We start from the raw sequence: 20164 nt of genomic DNA on the forward strand, positions 1-20164 counted from the left end.
AGGTCTTTTGTCGGGATCGGCTCGCTCACCCCGGTGACCGTGGCATAGAATCCGCTTCCCTGCCAGTACCCCGTGTTCACGACTTTCACATCCATGGAGAGCGTCGGGGCCTTCTTTGCGGAACTTCCGCTCATCAGGTTTCCCGAGAACCCGGAGACGATGGCCGCGATGATGATCACGACAACGAGCATCAGCATCACGCCAACCACCGGTGAGACCCCACGCTCACTCCCGTACGGACGGCTGTTCTTGGTCATCATAATACCCTCACGTGGCGATCGTCACGGTGCTCTGCCCGATGGACTTCCCTGCGGAATCCAGGAACAAAAGGTTAAACGAGAGCCCGATGTTCGCTGTATTGTTAAACCCGTACTCTGGGGAATCCGCATCGCCCGTCGAAAAGTCGGGCCGCTGCTGGACATAGGTCAAGTTGCGCTTACTGACGGTGGCTGTGTCGCCCGGTTTGAATGCCTTGACGGCTGCTAAGGTCTGGCCCGAACTGGTGATGACATAACTCTTGTTGACAACCCAGGAATACCGGGTAACATTCTCCCCGAACGCTCGCGAAGGCTGCACCATGATCGTTGTCGAGCCCAGCGGGATCGCATCCCCGCCGTTGTTGGAGATTGTCATCCCGTTCGACTGGCTGTAGGTGGCCTGAACAACTGCCGACGGGGCTTTCGTGGTCCCGCTCACGGCACTCCCGCTGAACGCAGAAACCAGTGCCGCGATGATGATCACGACCACGAGCATCAGCATCACGCCGATGACCGGTGAGACTGCCTGTTCATGACGCTGCATCATTATCCCTCCACCATGACATTCTGGTCAACGAGCGTCTTTCCGGACTTCAAATCGACAACACGTACCGTCACGGTATCTCCCGTCCTCAGGTAACTCCAGTTGCCGCCAAGGATCGACTGCATGGGATCGGGATTATGCGAAGTGCCATACGCATACGCTCCGTTTGCTGCCAGCCCGTACTGGGAGGGCCGGTCGAACGTCGAGGTCCCGGATGTCAGGGTGAAGTTACCCCACATGGCATCCGGCGGGTGAGAGATGTCATTCGCCCATCCGGTCACCCCGTTGCCGTACCCGGTCGGTACCGTCAGGCCGTTTTGGGTTTCACCGTTAACAAAGACTCCACCGCGTCCGGCAGAACTCGTGTTTCCACCCGGCGGGATGCTCGTACCATCTGTCTTGTTGGTGGTCGTCCACGAGGTGATCAGCTGCAGGTTCCTGGTCGGGATCGGTTCGCTCACGCCAAGCACTTTCATGGAAAAGTACGATGTTGCATCAGTTCCCCCGTTTTTTATGTGGAACTCTGCGTTCAGTGTCGGTGCCTTCTGGCTCCCATTCATGGATCCCCCCGCAAATGCGGAGACTACCGCTGCAAGAATGATCGTGACGACAAGCATCAGCATCACGCCGACTATCGGCGAGACGCCATCGTCGCCATTTTTTTTTGTTTGTCTTTTCAGATAATGCATAGAATATTCCTCTTGCTCAAATTCCCATGAGTAGTATCATGACGGAGCACGAGCGGCAGCCGGCACGACTGCTAACAGGTTCGCCATGTCCACCAAAGGTATTAATTAAAAATATTTAACAATGATCATTTGTTAATTTTTCGACGTTGTTTTAAATTTTTTTATTTGGATCAAAATCAATTTTATTGATTTAATTGATTATTAAAATTTCATCCTCGCCGGAGACGGATCAACACAGGATACTACGATAAAAATTAAAAGAAATTAATACTGATATTGAGGTACCGGACGTACCAGGAACTCTTTTTGAACCCTACCTCACTCCCGTGTGCTACGGGAATCATCAAGGAGGAAAGACAGGGATTTCGGGATCCGGTTTTTCCCGATGCTGGTGATCTCTATGATGAGAAGATCATATGCATGAAAAACATTGCACGATACTCTCCGATCCCGGTACTTCACTAAATTTAAGCCCGAATTAAGGGAAAGCGTAAGATCTCAACAGGCAGCGGGTGCCGGATATGGTCACTATATGGCAAAAAAAGCCAGCCGGATACTAAGACATCTTCCAGAAACAGTGCGATCCGGTACCTGCTGACCATCATCTTGTTCCTGTACAAGAATATCCGGGTGTCTCTTCGATGGATTTGCCTGGCCCGTGTTCTCCGTGGTCCCAGAACGATTGACGAAGATTTATTCCGGTTTGATCTCTTCTGGCTCTTCGTCCGGGAAGGGATCTGGAAAAAAACCCAAATCTGTTACTTTTGTTACGGTTCTTCGTAGTTTCAGATGATTGAGATGTGATACGGGTTGCTGACTATCCACTATGCACGGAAGAAATTTCTGAGACGTACCGGGTTCATACAATTTGTCTTGACTCAGGTATTCTCCAGGGCATATTTTTTCAAGCAGACTCTGCTGAAAAAATTTCAATCGCGATCATGAGGTGTCAGTTGATGAGGCTACAATCGGATAATTATCCGACAATATGTATGTACATGCTACAAAATTTTTGATTTGCCGGCGTGAGAGAGGTTGCCGATCAACCGGACCCTGCCTGAAAAATTTTGAGCTGGGGGTGAGGGGGTGGTTGAAATTTTTTTGCCGGAGATCGATTGCGATGCTCATAATGGTGAAACTCACTCAGGTTTTTGGCAGGTAGTGTACACTGCCAGGATTCACGAAGAAATTATGAGAGAAGTACTGGATCCTGAACTAATACCCTGGTACACCCCAGGGACTGTCCTTTACCTTCACCACGTCATACTTCTGATCCGGGCCGGATGGATCCGGTCAGGGTGCAGGTGTACGTTTTATTTTTACCGGTTCCCGATACTTGCCCGTGGCGCAGCTTATCTGTGTATCCCCTGAAAAATCATTGGATTGGGTGAAGAATCCTGCAAGATCTCCGTCGGAGAACCTTACCGTAGAGTACTCCTCCTGCCAGGGAACCCTGTTTCCCAAAACAACCTCATTTTGCAAAACGGAGTTCATTTTGAACGATTCGTTCCAGCCCGGGAGATTTCGGGTACCCGAAAAACTTCGTAATTCACCTAAAACACCCCACTAATTCATTTTAAATCGTTCTATAATGACCCGGATTCCCGGATTTTACGCCGGAGGGGCAAAACTTCGTAAATAGACCCCTTGTAATTTCGTGATCAGCATGCAAAACAGGCTGCGGAAGGTGCCGGAAAAAGGGGATGTCTGGGGATCCGGCAGTTATCGTACACTCTCTTCCAAAAGCCACTTCCAGACCGGTTTCAGGACAATCGTTTTTCCCTCAGCCTGCAGCTCATCTTCCTGATCGTAGGTAAGGATCATGCCCCTCGAAAGATCGAATGTTTCCATCGCTTCAAGGAGACCTTTGGTCTCCCGCTCCCGGTTCTCCGCAGTGAATTCATAACAGACCTGGATTGCCATGGTGATTTTTTTCTGGTCCTTGAGAATGAAATCGCACTCCCGCTTTCCGGCAAAGTAAAAGATCTCCCCGCCCCGCCTCTTCAGTTCAATGAAGACAACATTCTCAAGGAGCCTCCCGTTATTCGGTGTGAGGGAAAAACCGTTCAGGACACACAGGGCAGTGTCGATGCAGTAAATCTTACGGGGGGAACCGAGCTGCTTTTTCAGGGAATAATCAAACCGCAGGAGTTCAAAGAAGAGATATGCGCCACTTAAGTACGAGATGTATTCCTTGACCGTGATCGCATTCATCAGCCCGAGGTTTTTTTTCAGTGAATTATACGTGAACGGAAGCGTTACGGTGGATGCAAGGATCCCGACGAGTTCGCGGATCAGTCTCTGCCTGCGGATGGAATACCGTGCAATGATATCCCGGTACAGGATGTTGTCATACAGGGTTTTGAGGTACTCGGGATCATTGTTCCGGAGATATTCCGGCATCCCTCCGCTCTCGACATACCGGCCAAATGCCCGGGTCAGGTTTACTTTCTCCTCCACAAGATACAGCGACTCTTTGCGTACTGCGGTTTTTATAAAGCGTAAGTATTCGATAAACGAGAACGGGTATACTTCAAAGAGCTTGTATCTCCCGGTGAGCCGGGTGCCGAATTCCCGGCTGAGCAGGGATGCATTGGAGCCGGTGAGAATAATTTTCTTGCCGTTGTCCTGAAGGCGACGGACAAAGGTCTCGAACTTTTCCACGTTCTGGATCTCGTCAAAGAAGTAAGTACCGGCCGACCCGTATACTTCAATGAGGACTTCGTCGAGTATCCCGAAATCCTCTGCGCGGAAACTGAGCAGCCGCTCGTCCTCGAAATTGATGTAACAGTAATTCTTCGCACCCTGCATGAGCTGCTTGAGGAGCGTGGACTTCCCGCATCTCCTGATCCCGGTAAGGATCAGCACCCGGTTGTCGTTCATGGCATCGAGTACATGGCTGAATATGGTCCGTTCAACAAGATCCCCCGGTTGTTCTATCTGGGTTTTCTGCTGGATAACGAGATGTCGCAGGACCTCTTTTGAGACCATACTAATTAGTAATTAGTAAAAAGCAATGAATGTTTTCATTGGCAGTTAGTGGCAGGGTGATCATGCGGGAGGATCGGACAGCCCCCCTGAGAGGCTTCCCGTTAGTGCGGCCTCACGGGGGAGGACGATCGCGTGATGAGGACTGCCCCTGCAGTTGCCCCATGATCTGAAATCAGCCCCCGTTTGGCAATCAGGCCTTGTTACGGGCGATTCGTTCCTGCCCGGGAGATTCAGGGTCCCCGAAAAACTTCGTAATTCACCCAAAACACCCTACTAATTCATTTTTAATCGGCCTATAATGACCCGGATTTATGGATTTTACGCCGGATGGGCAAAACTTTGTAAATAGACCCCTTGTAATTTGACGATCTGCCCCTCACGAGGGGTTTGGGACGTGTGCGGGGACCGGCCGTGGGGTCAGGATCGGGGGATCCGGGTGAGAGACGCGGGAGTTGTTATAGGGTCTCAGTAGATAACGGACCGGGAATCAAACGCCGGTTTGCAATCATTTGGATCCGGGAAAATTTTTTATCCCGGGCAAGTCTGCCGGGTTTTTGCATCACGTAGGCTGGTGCACGATCAGTTTGTAAAAAGAAACATAATGGACAACGCTGCATTTTTCCATCTATCACCCATGAAATACCGGATGACAGAATATGTTAAAAATTATTCAGAAAAAGATTTGAAATTACCATATTTTTTATGAGCCTGTCCGATAGGCATCACATCCAGGATCTTTACGATCTTTTCCGTATCATAGACTCGATAAAATGCAGTCCAGGATCTTCCAATGTGCTGTCGGTAAAGAATATAGCCACCCTTAAGACAAAATTTTTCTTTATCGCCCCGCTTACCCGGACAGGGATTTTTCCGAAGGGTTTCAAGATGTTCTTTAATGATCCTTCGGCTTTTCTCATCGAATCCGTTGATCTTATCTACCTGATCCTGTTCGATAAGAATCTTGAACGTCAATCGTCAATCTCCGAGAGTGAGACAAATTTTCCCTCTTCTTCAATGCGTTTCATATCGGAGACGAGCCGCTCCTTTTTTTTGGTCTCCATCAAATCTTCCAGAAGTTCCGCGTAGGTCTGGCCGGCTGAACGCATCTCGGATAGTTCTTTCCATACCGGTTCTGTTACGGGGATCCGCTTCACTACAGACATGATACTATGGTAAACATGGCACATATGAATACTTTTGGAATGTTGTATTCATGGGGCATCGCAATCGGGGGATACCCACGCGGCAAGGGGCGAAAGCCCCTAAAGAGCGAGATGAAAAATGAATGATTTTACCAAAAAAACAAGATGCTGATAGAGATCTTTGTAACAACAATTTCAAAAATCGTCTGCCGGAAAATTGAATAGTGTTCTTTGGTTTTGTTCCCCTCAAAAGAGACGGAGAAATGTCATTTTCATTGTTCGGGTACGAACGTCCGTTCATGCTCATTTTTTTAAGCAGAATTTTTTCTCCGGACGCTCTGCAGGAATTTTTTCATCACGTACACAGATGCCCGATCATTTCAGAAAAAAGAATCCATCGTGAAATTGCGGCAGAGTATCAGGAACGATTTGCATGCCAGTTCATACATTTTACACGAATTGTCGATTGCCGTTACGCGGAGATCCGAAAGGTGGGAGCGGGCAATCGCCAGCAATCCTGGCCCGGATCCCCCATCAAGGCAGGTGCCCCGGGTGATCCGGGTCCGTTCAACGATCTGGTCCGCAATGACAGGATAGATCCGGGCAAAGGTGGCCCATGCAAACTCGTCGTACTGCCTGGCATCTTCTTCGGATTTCCAGAGCAGGTCACAGGTCTCGGTCATAGCGGGATTATGATGGGGTATCGATCAGAGGACCGGAGATCCGGGAATTTCAGCGGTTCCGGGACGTACAGGAACTGTTGACATTCCACCAGATGTGCGCCCCGAGCGCCTCTCCTGCAACACAGTATCCCCGTTCAGTCTTTGCAAGGGACGTCCCGCAGTACTCGCGGACCGCACGCTCCTGCTCCGGCGTCGTGCAGTCAAGACGTTTGCAGAAGTCGTTTGCCGCATCATCAACCGAGGGGAAGTACGCAGGCTCGCAACTCGCTTCCACGGCAAGATTTGCAGGGATTCCCATTGCGTAGAGCATCTGCCAGAGGCAGTCTGCCGTAGGTTCGCCGGGGAATTCCGCACCATGGACTTTTGGCCAGAGCGCGGTATTGAGGATGGCGGTGTATGGCTGGGTCAAAAACCAGTAGAGGTGTACCTGGCCGGTACAGACTGCCTGCATCTTCCGGATCGCATCGCCAATGTCGGTGATCATGAGGCTGTAGGATGCGATCACGATATCGAAGGGCGCACCCAGTTCCTCCGGTGTCACGTCTTCCCAGCGCTTCGGGATGATCGTGACAGGCCGGACCTGCTGCTGTTTTTCATACAGCACGAGAGCATCGCGCATTGCTTCACCGGGTTCCACGGCCACGACATCGCAGCCATGGGCTGCGAGGGGAACGCTCAGGACGCCGGTGCCGGCCCCGATATCGAGCACCCGCGACCCGTCGCGGATCCCCATGGTGGCAATCCGTTCCTCCGCGTCCTTCCTCCCGCTGTCCAGATTCCGGATGAAGTGATCCGAGAGCCGTTTTTTATTGTTCCAGAATGAATCCGGGGAACCGGTGCGTGGCACGGCAAGCCGGGCAAGGCGCTGCTCCTTCCACCGCTCCTGCCAGTATGTTTCCGGGGAGTGTTCTGATTCAGCTGCTGGCGCATTCATGGAAGATCTATAGTTCATGATTACCACATTTGATTAATTTTTGTGGTTATCAAGTACAATGATTTTATATCGTGGACCAGCCTGAAGGCGCTGTATGTGGCCGGGAGTAATCTGCCCGATACAGGAATATTCTGGAACATATCCGGTGATGAGTCGGGAGAAAGGCCACTTCTCCAACAAGCCCGTTCAACTGCGTTCCGGTACATGGCACTGGACAACCCGGGCGGGAATTATCGTGTCGGAATGTTCACCGGGTGCGGAGTGGCACCCGGGAAAATCCGGGAAAAACGCAAAAAAACGCTGGAGAGATCATTCAATTCCCCGTGTAACACACCTGGGGACTTATCCCGCCATGGGGCATTCCCGATTGCGATAGTACCGTATTGCACATAAAAACGCAAAAATTTTCTGTGCAGATACACCGGGATATCGCAAGAGGGGCGCAATCATATCACAAAAAAGGTTCTACCGAGCACAAAAAAGAGGATGTACAGGGTAAGCGGCAGGAAGCCTGCCTCCACCCGACGTGATTCCCTGGCAGATTTTATTGCCGTTGTATGAGATCCCGTTTAATTTGAGTCTTCTCTTTCCGACGCTTCCCGTTACGGTGTGATCTTTACCTCACTCTTTGCGATCAGGTTTCCGGCCTTGTCACTTGTCTGGATGATGAAAACCTTACCTACATTGTTAGGATTCCGGAAACAGAGCTGCCAGAATGCGCCGCAGCCTCCCTTATATGTTGTTGGGCTGGTTACAGGGTTCCACCATGGACTACATTTCGTATTCCCACGAGATGGACCGATCAACGCCTCAGATATCACGGGTTGCAGGGGATAGCACGTACTGTTCTCTGCACTGATGAAGAGCGTGTCCCCGGGCTTGAAAGATGTCTTACCGGTGATCTGGCCGGTCGAAAACACCGGGTTCCCATCCTGATCGGTGATCAGATTCGTATTGATGTTCTGCGTAGAAACCGATTCTGTATTTGGTCCGAATCCGGGTCCAGTCTTAATAATGAAGACGAGATTATTGTAGGGAATTGCATCCCCACCAGCATGACGGATGGTCATGCCGTCCGCGACGCTGAATGTAGCCTTGATCGTTGCCTGGGGGGTCTTGGACTGACCGCTGGCAATCCCGCCACCAAATGCGGAGACGATCGCCGCGATGATGATCACCACGACCAGCATCAGCATTACGCCAACTACAGGTGAAACTGCATCGGCATTATGAGTGTTATGAAAATTCATCATGATGATCGCCTCATGTAGAACTCACCACGATATTCTTATCGAATATCGTCTTCCCGGACGGGACATGGACAATCTTCATGTTCACAATATCCCCGGCCCGCAGATTCTCCCAGCCGCATCCCAACAGGGCCTGCATACCATCGATCTCACCATTGTCCGCGAGAATCTCCTGAGGGTTGGTTTTACTCCCGGTATATAGACGATAGAAATTCCCACTTACGTATGTATACGGATTTGTTTTACTACCTGCCAAAGAGCCATACCCTCCCATATCGTAGGAATCTGGTATTCCCCCGGTCGTGGGCCAGTTAAGACACCGCCCGCCCGCTTCGGCCATCATCACGGTTCCCTGCTGCAGGCTGTAATTGCCGAAGTGAGTTACCGTGAAAGCCTGCCAGTTGAATGCGGGAACCACCGCACCCCCGGTAGATCCTGTTGCCAAATCAGAGGTGGAAGTGTTTTCAACACCAGGTCCAAACCCGTACGGTGCTACGCTACAAGGAGTTCTCCCCGTACACGAATTTGTGATACCCGGTATGACTTCAGCACCGCCATGATAGACGGTTCCGTTTGGAAGATTGACGATACAGCCGACACCTGCTACCGAGGGTTCACGATAATCATCGTCGTCGATATAGTAATTCTGTTTAATTGTCGTCGTCCATGAAGTGATAATCTTCAGATCCTTTGTCGGGATTGGTTCGCTCAAACCATTGACTATCGCCGATAGTTCTGTGCTACGGTAGCTTCCCGAATTGATGATCTTCACATCCATGTTGAGGGTCGGGGCTTTCTGGTTGTTGCCCCCGACCAGTCCCCCACCAAATGCACTCACGATTGCCGCAATGATGACAACGACAGCTAGCATCAGCATCACACCAATTACTGGTGAAACGGCATAATCACAGTTCTGGTTATGTGTTTCTTTTCCATTACGGGGGTTTGTCTTTTTTTTGTTTTTCATGATATCATGACTCCCAAAAAAGGGATTATGCAGTAATCACCACATCACTTTTTGAGATCGTGTGCCCTGCTGTGTCACTCACTTCGAGCGTGAAGCTCTTGCCAATGCTGTTCTGGTTTCGGATACAGAGTGCCCAGACTGCAGGTTGTGCACCGGTGTGTTCTGTGTCGTACGTGTAACCATCGGATCCTACATTCGCGGCAAAATCCGTTGGTACAATTCCCTTCTGGAGAATGTTGCAGGTACAGTCAGCCGGTTTAATCGTTACCATGTCTCCGGGATTGAATGAGGTCATATAAAATGCCGCGTCAACTGTCATCATTGGGCCGGCTGCTCCAGTTCTGCTCAATCTTGCACTGACCTGAATTGTCGACATGTTCACGGTCTGTGCAGTGGACGATTCAAGGTTTGCCCCGAACGTCGGGCTGTCACGGATCGTGAAGACCAGGTCCTTGGTCGCCAGCGAATCCCCGCCGGCGTGTATGATGGTCATGCCATCCGCTATGCTGAACGTCCCTTTGATCTGAGCCTGCGGTGCTTTGGAATGACCGCTGGCAATCCCGCCACCGAATGCGGAGACAATGGCCGCGATGATGATGACAACGACCAGCATCAACATCACACCGATAACCGGGGAGACTGCACTGTCGTTATGATTCCTTGTCATGATCTTATCAGCCCTCCGTTACTGCAACATCTTTGGAGTACAACGTCTTTCCGCTCGGGATATGGACAAATTTTACGGTCACGATATCACCGGCACGAAGTTCCTCCCAACCATAGCCCAGCACTGCCTGTATAGGATCGGTATACACATCGCTGTCCGTGGTGTAGGCAAAGGGGTACTTGAGTCCATATCCGTTGGTATAAGGATCCCCGGTTCCATCCTGTTTGCTTCCATACGGTTTTGCGCTCATACTTACGCCAGGTGACAGGGAATAATTCCCAAACTGCTGGTCCAGATTTTTATAGGGGGTTTCCTGGCTCTGGGGAATTGCAGCCTGCCCGGCAGCCTGCGGCATCCCGAATCCATAAGGTGCAATGCTCATGACAGATTCAGTCAGACTGTGATCCGGTTCCACCACAATGACATTTGCTCTCCCACCGAGAGTGGTATTCCCACCGCTAATGACAGTCCCGTTATTAATCAGGCTCAAATCGGTATTCGCAGTCCCGAGATTGTTTTTCATCCTCGTCTTCCAGGATGTGATGATCTTAAGATCGCTGGTGAGGATGGGCTCACTCACACCGGTAACGGTTGCGGAGAACCCACTCGCAGTCCACGACCCTGAGTTCACAATTTTCACATCCATGGTGAGGGAGGGGGTCTTCTGATTGCTCCCGCCAACCAGCCCTCCGGCAAATCCGCTGACAACCGCTGCGATGATGATCACAACGACCAGCATCAGCATCACGCCTACCACCGGGGACACTGCCATATCTCTCTGGTTTTTCATCATGTATTCACCTAGTTCACTCATTGATCCGTTCCGTACACATCGCCGGATCATGAGGCGATCGTTACCTCGCTACGGGAGATGAGGTTTCCGTTCTTATCGCTGATGTCGAAATAGAAGGTTTTGCCGATGTTATCATTATTCTTGAAACAGAGACCCCAGCGCTGCGTCTCCCCTCCGGTATACGTGAATTCGTCTTTTGACGAGATCGCGGACTCATAATTAGTGGGGACTATGACCGGCTGGAGCCAGTCGCACCGGATATAGGTACTGTTGATGAACAGGGTATCCCCGGATTTGAACGATGTCACATTCGTGCTGCCGTCGCCATTATCGAGCCACAGGCCAGTCCTGTCCTGGATCGTTGACTTGTTGAGGATCTGTGCCGTGGTCTGCTCAAGGTTCGGCCCGAAGACCGGGCTGTTCCTGACCGTGAAGACAAGATCGTTTGTTGCAAGCGCATTCCCGCCCGCGTGGGTGATCTCCATACCGGTGGCTACACTGAACTTTCCCTGGATGGTTGCCTGGGGAACTTTCTTCTGGCTGCCCACCGCACTACCGGCAAATGCAGATACAACTGCCGCTATGATGATCACCACGACAAGCATCAGCATCACACCTACGACCGGTGAGACTGCACGTTCTGTATATTTCCTTGTCATGATCTCAGCCCTCCGTTACCACAACATCCTTGTCAAAAATTACCTTGCCAGTCGGCAGATAGACCACCCGTACATTCACGGTATCCCCGACTCTCAGGTTCTCCCACCCGGTTCCGAGCACGGCCTGGGTTGCATCAAGAGATCCCTTGACAAAATAACCCGCCACTGTCGTATATTTATACGGTCCTTTCGACGACGGGTTGACCGAGACCGGGATGCCATACCCGCCAAGATCGCTCTGACCCGTTGCAGAACCGATAGCCGTTGCAAGATAACTTCCGTAAGGTACTGCGGTCAGGCCGGTTCCCTGTACCAGGGTGTAGTTGCCGAACTGCTGGTCCGGCTTTGAATAGGGATCGGTCAGGCTCTGTGCACCGGTCGATCCATTCACACCGGAACCGGTGCCATAGGGTGCATTGCTGGAAAGGAGTTCGCCACTTCCAATCTTCGGACTCCGTACATTTTTCACCAGCGGCATTGAGGTATTGCCCCCGGAGAGACTGGCCCCGGTATCCTTATTGGTAGTCTTCCACGAAGTCACGAGTTTGAGGTTCTTCGTGGCAATCGGTTCGCTCACGCTGGTGACCGTTGCCGTAAACCCGCTGCCGATCCAGCTTCCCGTGTTCGAGATCTTCACATCCATCGTAAGGGTCGGGGCTTTCTGGTTGTTCCCCCCGATCAATCCGCCTGAAAATCCGCTCACTACTGCCGCGATGATGATCGTCACAACCAGCATCAGCATCACGCCAATCACCGGTGAAACTCCCTCGTCGCCATATTTTCCGGATAATCGATTCAGATAATGCATAGAAAATCCTCTGATTATTCTCCCTAAGAGAACACACCATGACGGGACCTAAAAAACAGCCACACGACTGCCCACCTGACCCGACATGCCCTCTACCGTTATTAATTAAAAATATTTAACCGTGATCATTTGTCAATTTATTCGCATTAACTTAAATTTTTTCATACCGGAATACATCGTTTTTATTGATTTTTGATTAATTCCAGCCAGCTCATACGCGTCGCAGAAAACCCACATTTATATCGCAGATAAAAAACAAACGAGTGAATTAATTCCGCCACCCCGAAACCGGTCCGATCGGATCTCTTTCCGGATTATATTGTACTCCCTCGCGCCATGGCAATCATCCGGAAAAAAGAGGGGACGCCGGCAGGTATCGTGTATTCATATCTGAAAGCCGCTTCCGGTACTATCATCACAATCATTACCCCGCAGTACGCAACTCACCTGCCTTATCAGGGATGGGGATTATGTGCTCTCCGGGAGACGCCCCGGTAACAGGGTCTCACGAGGGAGAGCCGGCCTATCCGGAAGCCGACCTCCCCGTATTCCGTGATCTGAAATCTGCCTTATTTCGGCAAAATAAGGTCATTTTGAACGCTTTTTAAAATCAAAAGGAATACTGTGCATAGTAACCTTCGTAATTCACCCAAAACACCCTGCTAATTCATTTTTAATCGCGCTATAATGCCCCGGATTACCCGATTTTACACCGGAGGGCAAAACTTCGCTAATAGACCCCTTGTAATTTGACGAACTACCTCTCGATCAGGGGATGGTGGGCGGGATCGGCAAGAAGGCCTGATCCGGGATGGATCGGGGGAGAACAGGGAACGTGCCGAATGAGAGTCCTGCCGGGTTCATGGCAGGGCACTCTTGCCGGTTCACGATCATTTGACCCCGGGGATCTTTTTATCCCAGGGAGAGCTGCCGGACCTTTTTCATCACCCGCTGATGCCGGATCTTTTTTTCATTTCAACAGAAAACAGAAAATTTGTAAAACGAATCGGCAGAGATCCGGCGCATACCGGATCAGCGTTCGATACGTTTCCATTTTCAAACTGGTTTAAACGATCCACCGGTATCATTTGCACATCAGGAAAGTGGCTCTGGTACACTCAAACGTCCAGGAGATCTTACAAAAAAGTGTCTGGTGAAACGCACATGAACGAGCGTGAGCGTCCACACCCGGACTATGAAAATTAAAAATCCAGATTTTGTTCTGATATGAATCGTTAACTCAACTTAGTAATTTTTCATGGGAAAACCGGATTCAGCCGATAGGATCACTCCCCTCTCATACCACCAGTCCCCCCAGGAGACGGGGTGTTATTAACGAGGTCTCCGGTAAATGCAATTTATCCACAATACCGGGTAATTCTTCCGGTAATGCAGCGGAATTGCACCCGGGGGATTCCCACGCGGCGGGGGCGAATTCCCCAACGGGCGTCACGTAAAGGATCAGATGATTTCTCCAGATAAAAAATTTCTACTTCCGGGAAAAATCACAAATTCATCCCATAAATGGAAGTGATGTTCGGGTTGTATGCATAGTTTTGTCTGGCACCGCTTCCATCTACCCGGACAACAACCACCGTGTTTCCGGATATCTCGATTGTCCCGGACAGGGAATCGATACCAATATTCCGGTTCAATGCCCCGCTTGAGTTAACGAGTACGCGTCCACCGGAGATCCTGACACCGCCATAGGTTTTTTCAGCATCCAGCTCGCCAGAGTCAAGACCAAAGGTATTGCTCCCGCCGTGCTGGGTAACATTGACAAGACCACCGGCGATGAGGACGAATCGTGATGCATAGATTCCTTTATTCTTGTGGCGCGGGGTTTCAACGGTAGTGAATACCGATCCACCGGAGATCGAGACATTATCGGATTCTGCACAGATTCCATAGGCATTGCTGGTGCCGTTCTGGTTCTTCCCCTTTACGACTATGTTGATATGACCGCTCTCAATGGAGACCGAGGGTGCCCTGATTCCATAGATCATCTCAGATTCATTCGTTACCTGAATCGAAAGTGTCCTGCCATCCGGGGACCTGATCGTCACCGGGGCCGCAGATTCAATGCCGGCATCGGTGTTGCTCTCGATGGTGACGTCATCTTCGATCCCGATAACCAGTTCATCCGATCCCGTGTAGCTGATGCCCTGTCTGAACTGTTCAATCGATGTGGTGTTGAGGGTATATTCCGTTGCGGACGCCGCAGGGATGACGAGGAGAAGGCAGATTGAAAGTATCACCAGCATGCTGCACAAACGGGGTACGGGACAGCGGATGGCTGGTTTTTCTAACCCGACCGGGTTCACGGGTTCTTTCCATGCGAGGGTATCTGGTATCTGAACAGGCATTTATCCCTATTAGGAAAAATGGTAATTAAAAGTGTTGAATTTATTCTTATTGTTAAGTATAAAAAACAGGATTCTTAAAAAAATGTGGCGGGACAGTACCGGCATGATCAACCTGTTGACTGCAGATCTGTTCTGGTCATAGAGACATTTATTCGTATGACTTCACAATCCCCGTTACCCGGTGATCTTGACCACTGACCGTGAGATCAAAGCTCCACTTGCCTTGTCACTCACATCGAGATAGAACGTCTTCCCGATGTTGGCTGGGTTGACGAAGTTCAGTGCCCAGAAACTGTCTCCTGATTTGCTGAACGTCCAGTGGGTGCCATCGTATGTATAAGTTCCCTTAGATGAATATACCGTTTTTTGGAAGAATGTCGGTTCACAATTTGTGATGTTTACAAAGTATGTGTCTCCCGGGCTGAACGCGGTGATGTTGTACCCGTCAATCTGTCCGGATGTAGGGTTACGGAACGCAACTGGTGTTCCCGCTGCATTGGTAACATTTGCCATGTCCACGGTATTGAGCGTGTAGGACTCCAGGTTCGAACCAAATGCCGGGCCGTTTGCAACGGTGATGACCAGACCATTTGTCGGGAGCACGTCGCCGCCTGCATGGATGATCTGCAGGCCGGAGGTGACACTGAACTCTCCCTGGATGGTTGCCTGGGGAGATTTTGTCTGGCCTTTTGCCATGCCACCTGCAACTCCGCTCACGATTGCAGCAATAATGACAACAACGACCAGCATCAGCATGACACCGACAACTGGTGAAACTGCATGTTCATTGAATATCTTCATGATCTTATCCCTCCGTAACCGAAACATCCTTGGTGAAGATCGCGGCACCGGTTGGTGTATAGATCACCTTGACACGCACGGTGTCCCCGGCCCGGAGCTGTTCCCAGCCGTTTCCAAGTACCGCTGCTGTGGGATCAATCTGTCCTTGAGCATAACTGCCAGTGGCATACGCAAACGGAGTCACGCCGTTATATCCACTGGTCGATGCAGCTCCGGAAGCCCCACCAATTGCCATGCCGGAATCAGATCCGTACGGATAAGCAAAGAGATTGACACCCTGTTGGACTGTGTATTGTCCGAACCAGCCCGCCTTCCGATCGCTTTGTGAGGTTAAACTACCGATGGGATCGGTCGGATTTGACTGATTAATACCCACTCCCACTGCGAAGGGAGCTGTCGCCCAAGTAGTAACGGTTTTTGTCTTCATTCCCTGGTAACAATTTACATTTGCGCTGTTCGGAAGCGTGGTGTTTCCTCCGGTAAAGATATTTCCCTCAGGTACACCTTTCTGGGTATCGGACAGATCCACACTTTCATTATCCTTCATTGTCGTGGTCCACGTTGTTACAATCTTGAGATCCTTGGAAGCGATTGGCTGGCTTACTCCGAGCACATTTGCCGAGAAACCACTACCGATATAACTCCCGGTATTCGAAATCTTCACTTCCATAGATAGTGTCGGGGACTTCTGCTGCCCGCCAATCAGCCCGCCGGAAAATCCGCTCACCACTGCCGCGATGATGATCGTCACGACCAGCATCAGCATGACGCCAACCACCGGTGAGACGCCATCGTCGCCATTTTTTCTTGAAACTCGTTTCAGGTAATGCATTGAATAACCCTCGTAATTATTTTCCATGAGAACACGTCATGACGGGGTACATACAGCAGTCCTTTAACTGCCCGACTGTCCAGCCATGCCAATTATGAATTCTTAACTTAGTATATTTAACTACGATCATTTGTTAATCATTTTATGTTAATTATTAAGGTTTCGATCCTGGAATGACCAATCGGATCAGTCGGAATTTAAAAAGAGGGGACAATCAAGCGATCCTACCCGTTACCGGCGCTATATTATTTATCTTTCCCGAACCACTCCTCGCTCTCCCGTGCTGCTTCGAGAAGGCGAATTGTGTACGGATCGGAAGGCCGGCGCAGGATCGCATCGGTCTTCCCGGACTCCACGAGTCTTCCTTCGTGCAGTACCGCCATGGAATCGCTCATCCTCCCAATGAGCTGGAGATCGTGGGAGATGAAGAGGAGCGTGAGATTCATCCTCTTCTGGAGCACCTGGACAAGACTCAGGATCTGTGCCTGGACTGAGAGATCGAGCGCCGCGGTCGGCTCATCAAGGACAAGGAACTCCGGTTCCAGCGCAATAGCCCGGGCAAGCGCAGCCCGCTGCTTCTGGCCGCCGGAGAGCTCGAACGGGCGGCGGTCAGCGAGCTCCGGTTGCAGGCCCACCATCCCGAACAGCTCTATGACCCGGTCGTCACGCTCATGCCGGCCGGCCTTCTGCCAGACCACGAGCGGTTCGGCAACGGATGCCCCGATCGTGAGCCGGGGATCGAGCGAGGTATCGGGATCCTGGAACACGATCTGCATCCGGGGCCGGAGCTGCCGCAGGGCCGGTTTTTTCAGTGCAAGCAGGTCGATCCCGTCAAACACGATCCTTCCTGCGCTTGGCTCCACGAGCCGGATCATCATCCTCGCGAGCGTTGACTTCCCGCTGCCGCTCTCGCCCGCAAGCCCCAGGGTCTCGCCTTTCCGGATGGCAAGCGACACGTCATTGACAACATATGCTCGTTTCCTGCACAGGAACCCTGATGAATAATACTTCGAGACCGAGGTGAGTTCAATCATACCGGAGACACCTGACCTGCCGGTTGTTCCCGGACTTCTTCAGGGAGGGATGGGTCGAGTTGCACCGGTCCATGGCACTTGAGCATCGCGGGCAGAACCGGCAGCCGTGCGGCACCTGCCCCGGTGCCGGGCTCATCCCGGGAATCGGGTGGAACCCTGCGGACGGGGATGACGCGAGGAGCCCCTGCGTGTACGGGTGCATGGGATGCCGGAACAGCTCATGGGTCGGGCCGTACTCCACGATCTCTCCCGCATACAGCACGGCCGTATGGGATGCAAGAGCGGATGCGGTCCCGAGATCATGGGTGATCAAAAGGAGCGTCCGGTCCTGCATCACAGACTTAAGGAGCCGGAGCGTCTGGGCCTTCACCAGCGCATCGAGCCCGGAAGTCGGCTCGTCCGCAATCACCAGATCCGGATTGCAGGCAAGCGCCATGGCGATCAGGATACGCTCCCGCATGCCCCCGGAGAATTCGTGCGGGTACTTCTGCATATTCTCTTTTGGGCGCTCGATCCCCAGGCTCGTGAGCAGCCGGATCACCTCCCGCTCCAGGCCCTCGCCCCTGCATGACGTGTGAAGGGTGAGGGATTCTGCGATCTGGTCGCCAACCGTAAGGACCGGGTTGAGGGCGAATGCGGAGTTCTGGGAGATCATGGCGATCTTTTTCCCGCGGATCTGCTGCATCTCCCGCTCGGAAGCCCGCAGGATATCCCGGCCGGCATACAGGGCGGATCCCGTGATCCGGGCATTCGACGGGAGCAAGCGCATCACCGACATCCCAAACACGGTCTTGCCGCACCCCGATTCCCCGATCAAAGCCACCCGTTCGCCCGTGTTGATCGCAAAATCAATGTGGTCAAGCACCGGCACCGTGCCGGACCTGCTCTCGAACTGCACGGACAGGTCCGCGATCGCAAGCAGGCTCATATGCGGTTCACCTCCAGCCGGGGATTGAAAGATTCCTCAAGACTGTAACCGGCAAGCGCAAGGGCAAGCGAGATCCCGACAACCGCGAGGCCGGGCGGGAGGATCCACCACCAGAGACCAAGGGAGAGTGCCCCGCCGGAATAGGCGTTCTGGATCATCGAACCCCAGTCTACGGTCATGGTATCCCAGAGCCCGATAAAGCTGAGCCCCACCCCCATTACGAGAAAATGCTGCGAGGCCGTGACGAACTTTACGGTCACGATAGGCATCAGGTTGGGAAGGATGTGGCGGGACATGATACGAAGATCAGAAGCGCCGATCGATTTTGCCCCTTCGATAAACGGCGTCTCCGCAAGCGAGAGCGCCGGGGCCCGGATGAGACGGATCCCGTGGATGCTCCCGAGGACCCCCATCACGATACTGACCTGCACTACCCCGGGATTAAAGAAGGTTGTCAGCACGATAAGCAGCGGGAAGATGGGGATGGGCATCAGGACATCGAGGACCCGGCAGACCACCTCGTCGACACTGCCCCCGTAATACCCGAGGACAATACCGGCACAGGTGCTGATCGAGACCGACAACAGCGCAGAGCAGAACCCGAAGATCAGGGTGACCTGCGATCCGTACACCAGCTGGGAAAAGATATCCTGGCCCACGTTGTTTGTCCCGAGCAGGTGTTCGCTGTCCGGGGGCTGGAGGGGAGCGCCGACAATCGCCGTGGCACCATAGGGTGCGATGAAGGGAGCCAAAAGCGCGACCGCGAAGTAGAGGAACAGAATCGCAACACTTACCCGGAGGAGAATATTCCGGGTCATTGGCCGCCCATCCTGATCCGCGGATCGAGATATGAAACAAGAATATCGGCAACCAGCATGGCGCCAATGGTCATGAGGGCATCCAGGAGGAAGATCCCTTCGAGAAGGGGCAGGTCCCGCATCGTGAGCGCTTCGGTGGTCAGGAGCCCGATCCCCGGCCAGGAGAAGACCGTCTCGATGAAGACATTGCCCATGATGATGCCGGCAACCTGGAAGGTCGTCATCGTCACCATGGGCAGGAGGGCGTTCTTCAGCGCATGGTTCCAGAGGACCGCATGCTCGTCCAGCCCCTTTGCCCGGGCCGTCGTGATGTAATCCTCGCCGATGACCGCGATCATCGAATTGCGCATCACGTAGTAGTTCCCGGTCGCGACAAAGGAAGTCATCAGGCAGATCGGGAGGATGGCATGGTACAGGACATCCCACGGGTCCAGGCCGGAATCCAGGACGCTGATGCTGGAGAATCCCCCGAGCGGGAACCACTGCAGGGAAAAGGCAAAGACCCACACCGCCATGATTGCCCACCAGAATTCCGGGATCGCACGGAATACGATCATGAAATTGAAGAGCGCCAGGTCCTTTTTTCCCCCGGACCTCCACCCGGACCATGCCCCGAGCACGATGCCGATGATAATCCCAAAGAGGACTGCGGGGAGCAGGATGACGAGCGACCAGGTGAGTTTCTCCATGATCAGGGGAAAGACCGGGAGGCCGTACTGGTACGAGTACCCCCACTGCCCCTGCAGAATATTGTAAATATAGATGAGGTACTGTTCCCAGGGGGGACGGTCAAGCCCGTACTGCTGGTAAAACTGCGCTACAACTTCCTTGGGCAGGGTGTTCGATAAGGAGAGGAGGTAATTGGTGATATAATCCCCGGGCATCAGGTGCAGGATGAAAAACGTAATCGAAACGCAGACGAAGAACGCGGCACCGCTATAGCCGATCCTCCGCAGCAGGTACTGCCCATCGATCATGCCACTCCGTACGGATTACCCCGG

Annotated in this window: 21 protein-coding genes; all 21 read right to left on the bottom strand. The window is 52.1% G+C overall.

Translation table 11 applies throughout. The features are described 5' to 3' along the window. On the bottom strand, positions 1-260 hold a 260-nt coding region (locus tag LUQ43_RS05615), incomplete at its 3' end, for a type IV pilin (RefSeq protein ID WP_299964907.1). A 7-nt stretch (positions 261-267) separates the two neighbouring features. Beyond that, positions 268-804 (bottom strand): type IV pilin N-terminal domain-containing protein, encoded by a 537-nt coding sequence (locus LUQ43_RS05620; protein WP_299964910.1) that lies wholly within the window; start codon positions 802-804, stop codon positions 268-270. Beyond that, entirely contained in the window at positions 804-1490 is a 687-nt protein-coding gene (locus LUQ43_RS05625) for a type IV pilin N-terminal domain-containing protein (protein ID WP_299964913.1), read from the bottom strand. The genes LUQ43_RS05620 and LUQ43_RS05625 overlap by 1 nt, the downstream gene beginning before the upstream one ends. Positions 1491-3212: 1722 nt before the next feature. Next, positions 3213-4481 carry an ATP-binding protein gene (locus LUQ43_RS05630; RefSeq protein ID WP_299964916.1) on the bottom strand — a complete coding sequence of 423 codons (1269 nt, stop codon included), beginning with the start codon at positions 4479-4481 and terminating at the stop codon, positions 3213-3215. Between the two features lie 666 nt (positions 4482-5147). Then, complete coding sequence (locus LUQ43_RS05635) at positions 5148-5453, bottom strand: type II toxin-antitoxin system RelE/ParE family toxin (RefSeq protein WP_299964919.1); 306 nt, start codon at positions 5451-5453, stop codon at positions 5148-5150. Next, positions 5450-5644 carry a hypothetical protein gene (locus LUQ43_RS05640; protein ID WP_299964922.1) on the bottom strand — a complete coding sequence of 65 codons (195 nt, stop codon included), beginning with the start codon at positions 5642-5644 and terminating at the stop codon, positions 5450-5452. Before LUQ43_RS05640 ends, LUQ43_RS05635 begins: the two co-directional genes overlap by 4 nt. A gap of 359 nt (positions 5645-6003) precedes the next feature. After that, on the bottom strand, positions 6004-6306 hold the full coding sequence (locus LUQ43_RS05645) for a hypothetical protein (RefSeq protein WP_299964925.1): 303 nt from the start codon (positions 6304-6306) through the stop codon (positions 6004-6006). Between the two features lie 49 nt (positions 6307-6355). Further along, entirely contained in the window at positions 6356-7258 is a 903-nt protein-coding gene (locus tag LUQ43_RS05650) for a methyltransferase domain-containing protein (RefSeq protein WP_299964928.1), read from the bottom strand. Between the two features lie 584 nt (positions 7259-7842). Further along, entirely contained in the window at positions 7843-8493 is a 651-nt protein-coding gene (locus tag LUQ43_RS05655; RefSeq protein ID WP_299964931.1) for a type IV pilin N-terminal domain-containing protein, read from the bottom strand. Positions 8494-8503: 10 nt separating this feature from the next. After that, a complete protein-coding gene (locus LUQ43_RS05660; RefSeq protein WP_299964934.1) occupies positions 8504-9457 on the bottom strand; it encodes a type IV pilin N-terminal domain-containing protein in 954 nt (317 codons plus the stop codon). Positions 9458-9482: 25 nt separating this feature from the next. Beyond that, positions 9483-10124 (bottom strand): type IV pilin N-terminal domain-containing protein, encoded by a 642-nt coding sequence (locus LUQ43_RS05665; protein WP_299964937.1) that lies wholly within the window; start codon positions 10122-10124, stop codon positions 9483-9485. Between the two features lie 7 nt (positions 10125-10131). Continuing rightward, positions 10132-10938: a type IV pilin gene (locus LUQ43_RS05670; protein WP_299964940.1), complete on the bottom strand. Its 807-nt coding sequence runs from the start codon at positions 10936-10938 to the stop codon at positions 10132-10134. A 26-nt stretch (positions 10939-10964) separates the two neighbouring features. Continuing rightward, positions 10965-11576 (bottom strand): type IV pilin, encoded by a 612-nt coding sequence (locus LUQ43_RS05675; protein ID WP_299964943.1) that lies wholly within the window; start codon positions 11574-11576, stop codon positions 10965-10967. A 4-nt stretch (positions 11577-11580) separates the two neighbouring features. Next, positions 11581-12384, bottom strand: a complete 804-nt coding sequence (locus LUQ43_RS05680; protein ID WP_299964945.1) for a type IV pilin N-terminal domain-containing protein — start codon at positions 12382-12384, stop codon at positions 11581-11583. A gap of 1505 nt (positions 12385-13889) precedes the next feature. After that, on the bottom strand, positions 13890-14750 hold the full coding sequence (locus tag LUQ43_RS05685) for a hypothetical protein (protein WP_299964948.1): 861 nt from the start codon (positions 14748-14750) through the stop codon (positions 13890-13892). A 174-nt stretch (positions 14751-14924) separates the two neighbouring features. Further along, positions 14925-15551 carry a type IV pilin gene (locus LUQ43_RS05690; RefSeq protein ID WP_299964951.1) on the bottom strand — a complete coding sequence of 209 codons (627 nt, stop codon included), beginning with the start codon at positions 15549-15551 and terminating at the stop codon, positions 14925-14927. A gap of 4 nt (positions 15552-15555) precedes the next feature. Continuing rightward, positions 15556-16410, bottom strand: a complete 855-nt coding sequence (locus LUQ43_RS05695; RefSeq protein ID WP_299964954.1) for a type IV pilin N-terminal domain-containing protein — start codon at positions 16408-16410, stop codon at positions 15556-15558. A gap of 218 nt (positions 16411-16628) precedes the next feature. After that, positions 16629-17417: an ATP-binding cassette domain-containing protein gene (locus tag LUQ43_RS05700; RefSeq protein ID WP_299964956.1), complete on the bottom strand. Its 789-nt coding sequence runs from the start codon at positions 17415-17417 to the stop codon at positions 16629-16631. Then, positions 17410-18345 carry an ABC transporter ATP-binding protein gene (locus LUQ43_RS05705; RefSeq protein ID WP_299964959.1) on the bottom strand — a complete coding sequence of 312 codons (936 nt, stop codon included), beginning with the start codon at positions 18343-18345 and terminating at the stop codon, positions 17410-17412. The genes LUQ43_RS05700 and LUQ43_RS05705 overlap by 8 nt, the downstream gene beginning before the upstream one ends. Continuing rightward, complete coding sequence (locus tag LUQ43_RS05710) at positions 18342-19163, bottom strand: ABC transporter permease (protein WP_299964963.1); 822 nt, start codon at positions 19161-19163, stop codon at positions 18342-18344. The genes LUQ43_RS05705 and LUQ43_RS05710 overlap by 4 nt, the downstream gene beginning before the upstream one ends. Then, positions 19160-20140 carry an ABC transporter permease gene (locus tag LUQ43_RS05715; RefSeq protein ID WP_299964966.1) on the bottom strand — a complete coding sequence of 327 codons (981 nt, stop codon included), beginning with the start codon at positions 20138-20140 and terminating at the stop codon, positions 19160-19162. Before LUQ43_RS05715 ends, LUQ43_RS05710 begins: the two co-directional genes overlap by 4 nt. Between the last annotated feature and the right edge of the window lie 24 nt (positions 20141-20164).

The organism is Methanoregula sp., assembly GCF_028679125.1.
Lineage (GTDB): Archaea > Halobacteriota > Methanomicrobia > Methanomicrobiales > Methanospirillaceae > Methanoregula.

What these genes read in the sequence shown, in the direction of transcription:
- LUQ43_RS05650 (WP_299964928.1), bottom strand. Translation starts at nt 7,258, where the DNA reads ATGAACTATAGATCTTCCATGAATGCGCCAGCAGCTGAATCAGAACAC.
- LUQ43_RS05700 (WP_299964956.1), bottom strand. Translation starts at nt 17,417, where the DNA reads ATGATTGAACTCACCTCGGTCTCGAAGTATTATTCATCAGGGTTCCTG.
- LUQ43_RS05620 (WP_299964910.1), bottom strand. Translation starts at nt 804, where the DNA reads ATGATGCAGCGTCATGAACAGGCAGTCTCACCGGTCATCGGCGTGATG.
- LUQ43_RS05630 (WP_299964916.1), bottom strand. Translation starts at nt 4,481, where the DNA reads ATGGTCTCAAAAGAGGTCCTGCGACATCTCGTTATCCAGCAGAAAACC.
- LUQ43_RS05670 (WP_299964940.1), bottom strand. Translation starts at nt 10,938, where the DNA reads ATGAGTGAACTAGGTGAATACATGATGAAAAACCAGAGAGATATGGCA.
- LUQ43_RS05640 (WP_299964922.1), bottom strand. Translation starts at nt 5,644, where the DNA reads ATGTCTGTAGTGAAGCGGATCCCCGTAACAGAACCGGTATGGAAAGAA.
- LUQ43_RS05685 (WP_299964948.1), bottom strand. Translation starts at nt 14,750, where the DNA reads ATGCCTGTTCAGATACCAGATACCCTCGCATGGAAAGAACCCGTGAAC.
- LUQ43_RS05715 (WP_299964966.1), bottom strand. Translation starts at nt 20,140, where the DNA reads ATGATCGATGGGCAGTACCTGCTGCGGAGGATCGGCTATAGCGGTGCC.
- LUQ43_RS05675 (WP_299964943.1), bottom strand. Translation starts at nt 11,576, where the DNA reads ATGACAAGGAAATATACAGAACGTGCAGTCTCACCGGTCGTAGGTGTG.
- LUQ43_RS05660 (WP_299964934.1), bottom strand. Translation starts at nt 9,457, where the DNA reads ATGAAAAACAAAAAAAAGACAAACCCCCGTAATGGAAAAGAAACACAT.
- LUQ43_RS05705 (WP_299964959.1), bottom strand. Translation starts at nt 18,345, where the DNA reads ATGAGCCTGCTTGCGATCGCGGACCTGTCCGTGCAGTTCGAGAGCAGG.
- LUQ43_RS05645 (WP_299964925.1), bottom strand. Translation starts at nt 6,306, where the DNA reads ATGACCGAGACCTGTGACCTGCTCTGGAAATCCGAAGAAGATGCCAGG.
- LUQ43_RS05710 (WP_299964963.1), bottom strand. Translation starts at nt 19,163, where the DNA reads ATGACCCGGAATATTCTCCTCCGGGTAAGTGTTGCGATTCTGTTCCTC.
- LUQ43_RS05680 (WP_299964945.1), bottom strand. Translation starts at nt 12,384, where the DNA reads ATGCATTATCTGAATCGATTATCCGGAAAATATGGCGACGAGGGAGTT.
- LUQ43_RS05625 (WP_299964913.1), bottom strand. Translation starts at nt 1,490, where the DNA reads ATGCATTATCTGAAAAGACAAACAAAAAAAAATGGCGACGATGGCGTC.
- LUQ43_RS05665 (WP_299964937.1), bottom strand. Translation starts at nt 10,124, where the DNA reads ATGACAAGGAATCATAACGACAGTGCAGTCTCCCCGGTTATCGGTGTG.
- LUQ43_RS05695 (WP_299964954.1), bottom strand. Translation starts at nt 16,410, where the DNA reads ATGGAAAATAATTACGAGGGTTATTCAATGCATTACCTGAAACGAGTT.
- LUQ43_RS05655 (WP_299964931.1), bottom strand. Translation starts at nt 8,493, where the DNA reads ATGATGAATTTTCATAACACTCATAATGCCGATGCAGTTTCACCTGTA.
- LUQ43_RS05690 (WP_299964951.1), bottom strand. Translation starts at nt 15,551, where the DNA reads ATGAAGATATTCAATGAACATGCAGTTTCACCAGTTGTCGGTGTCATG.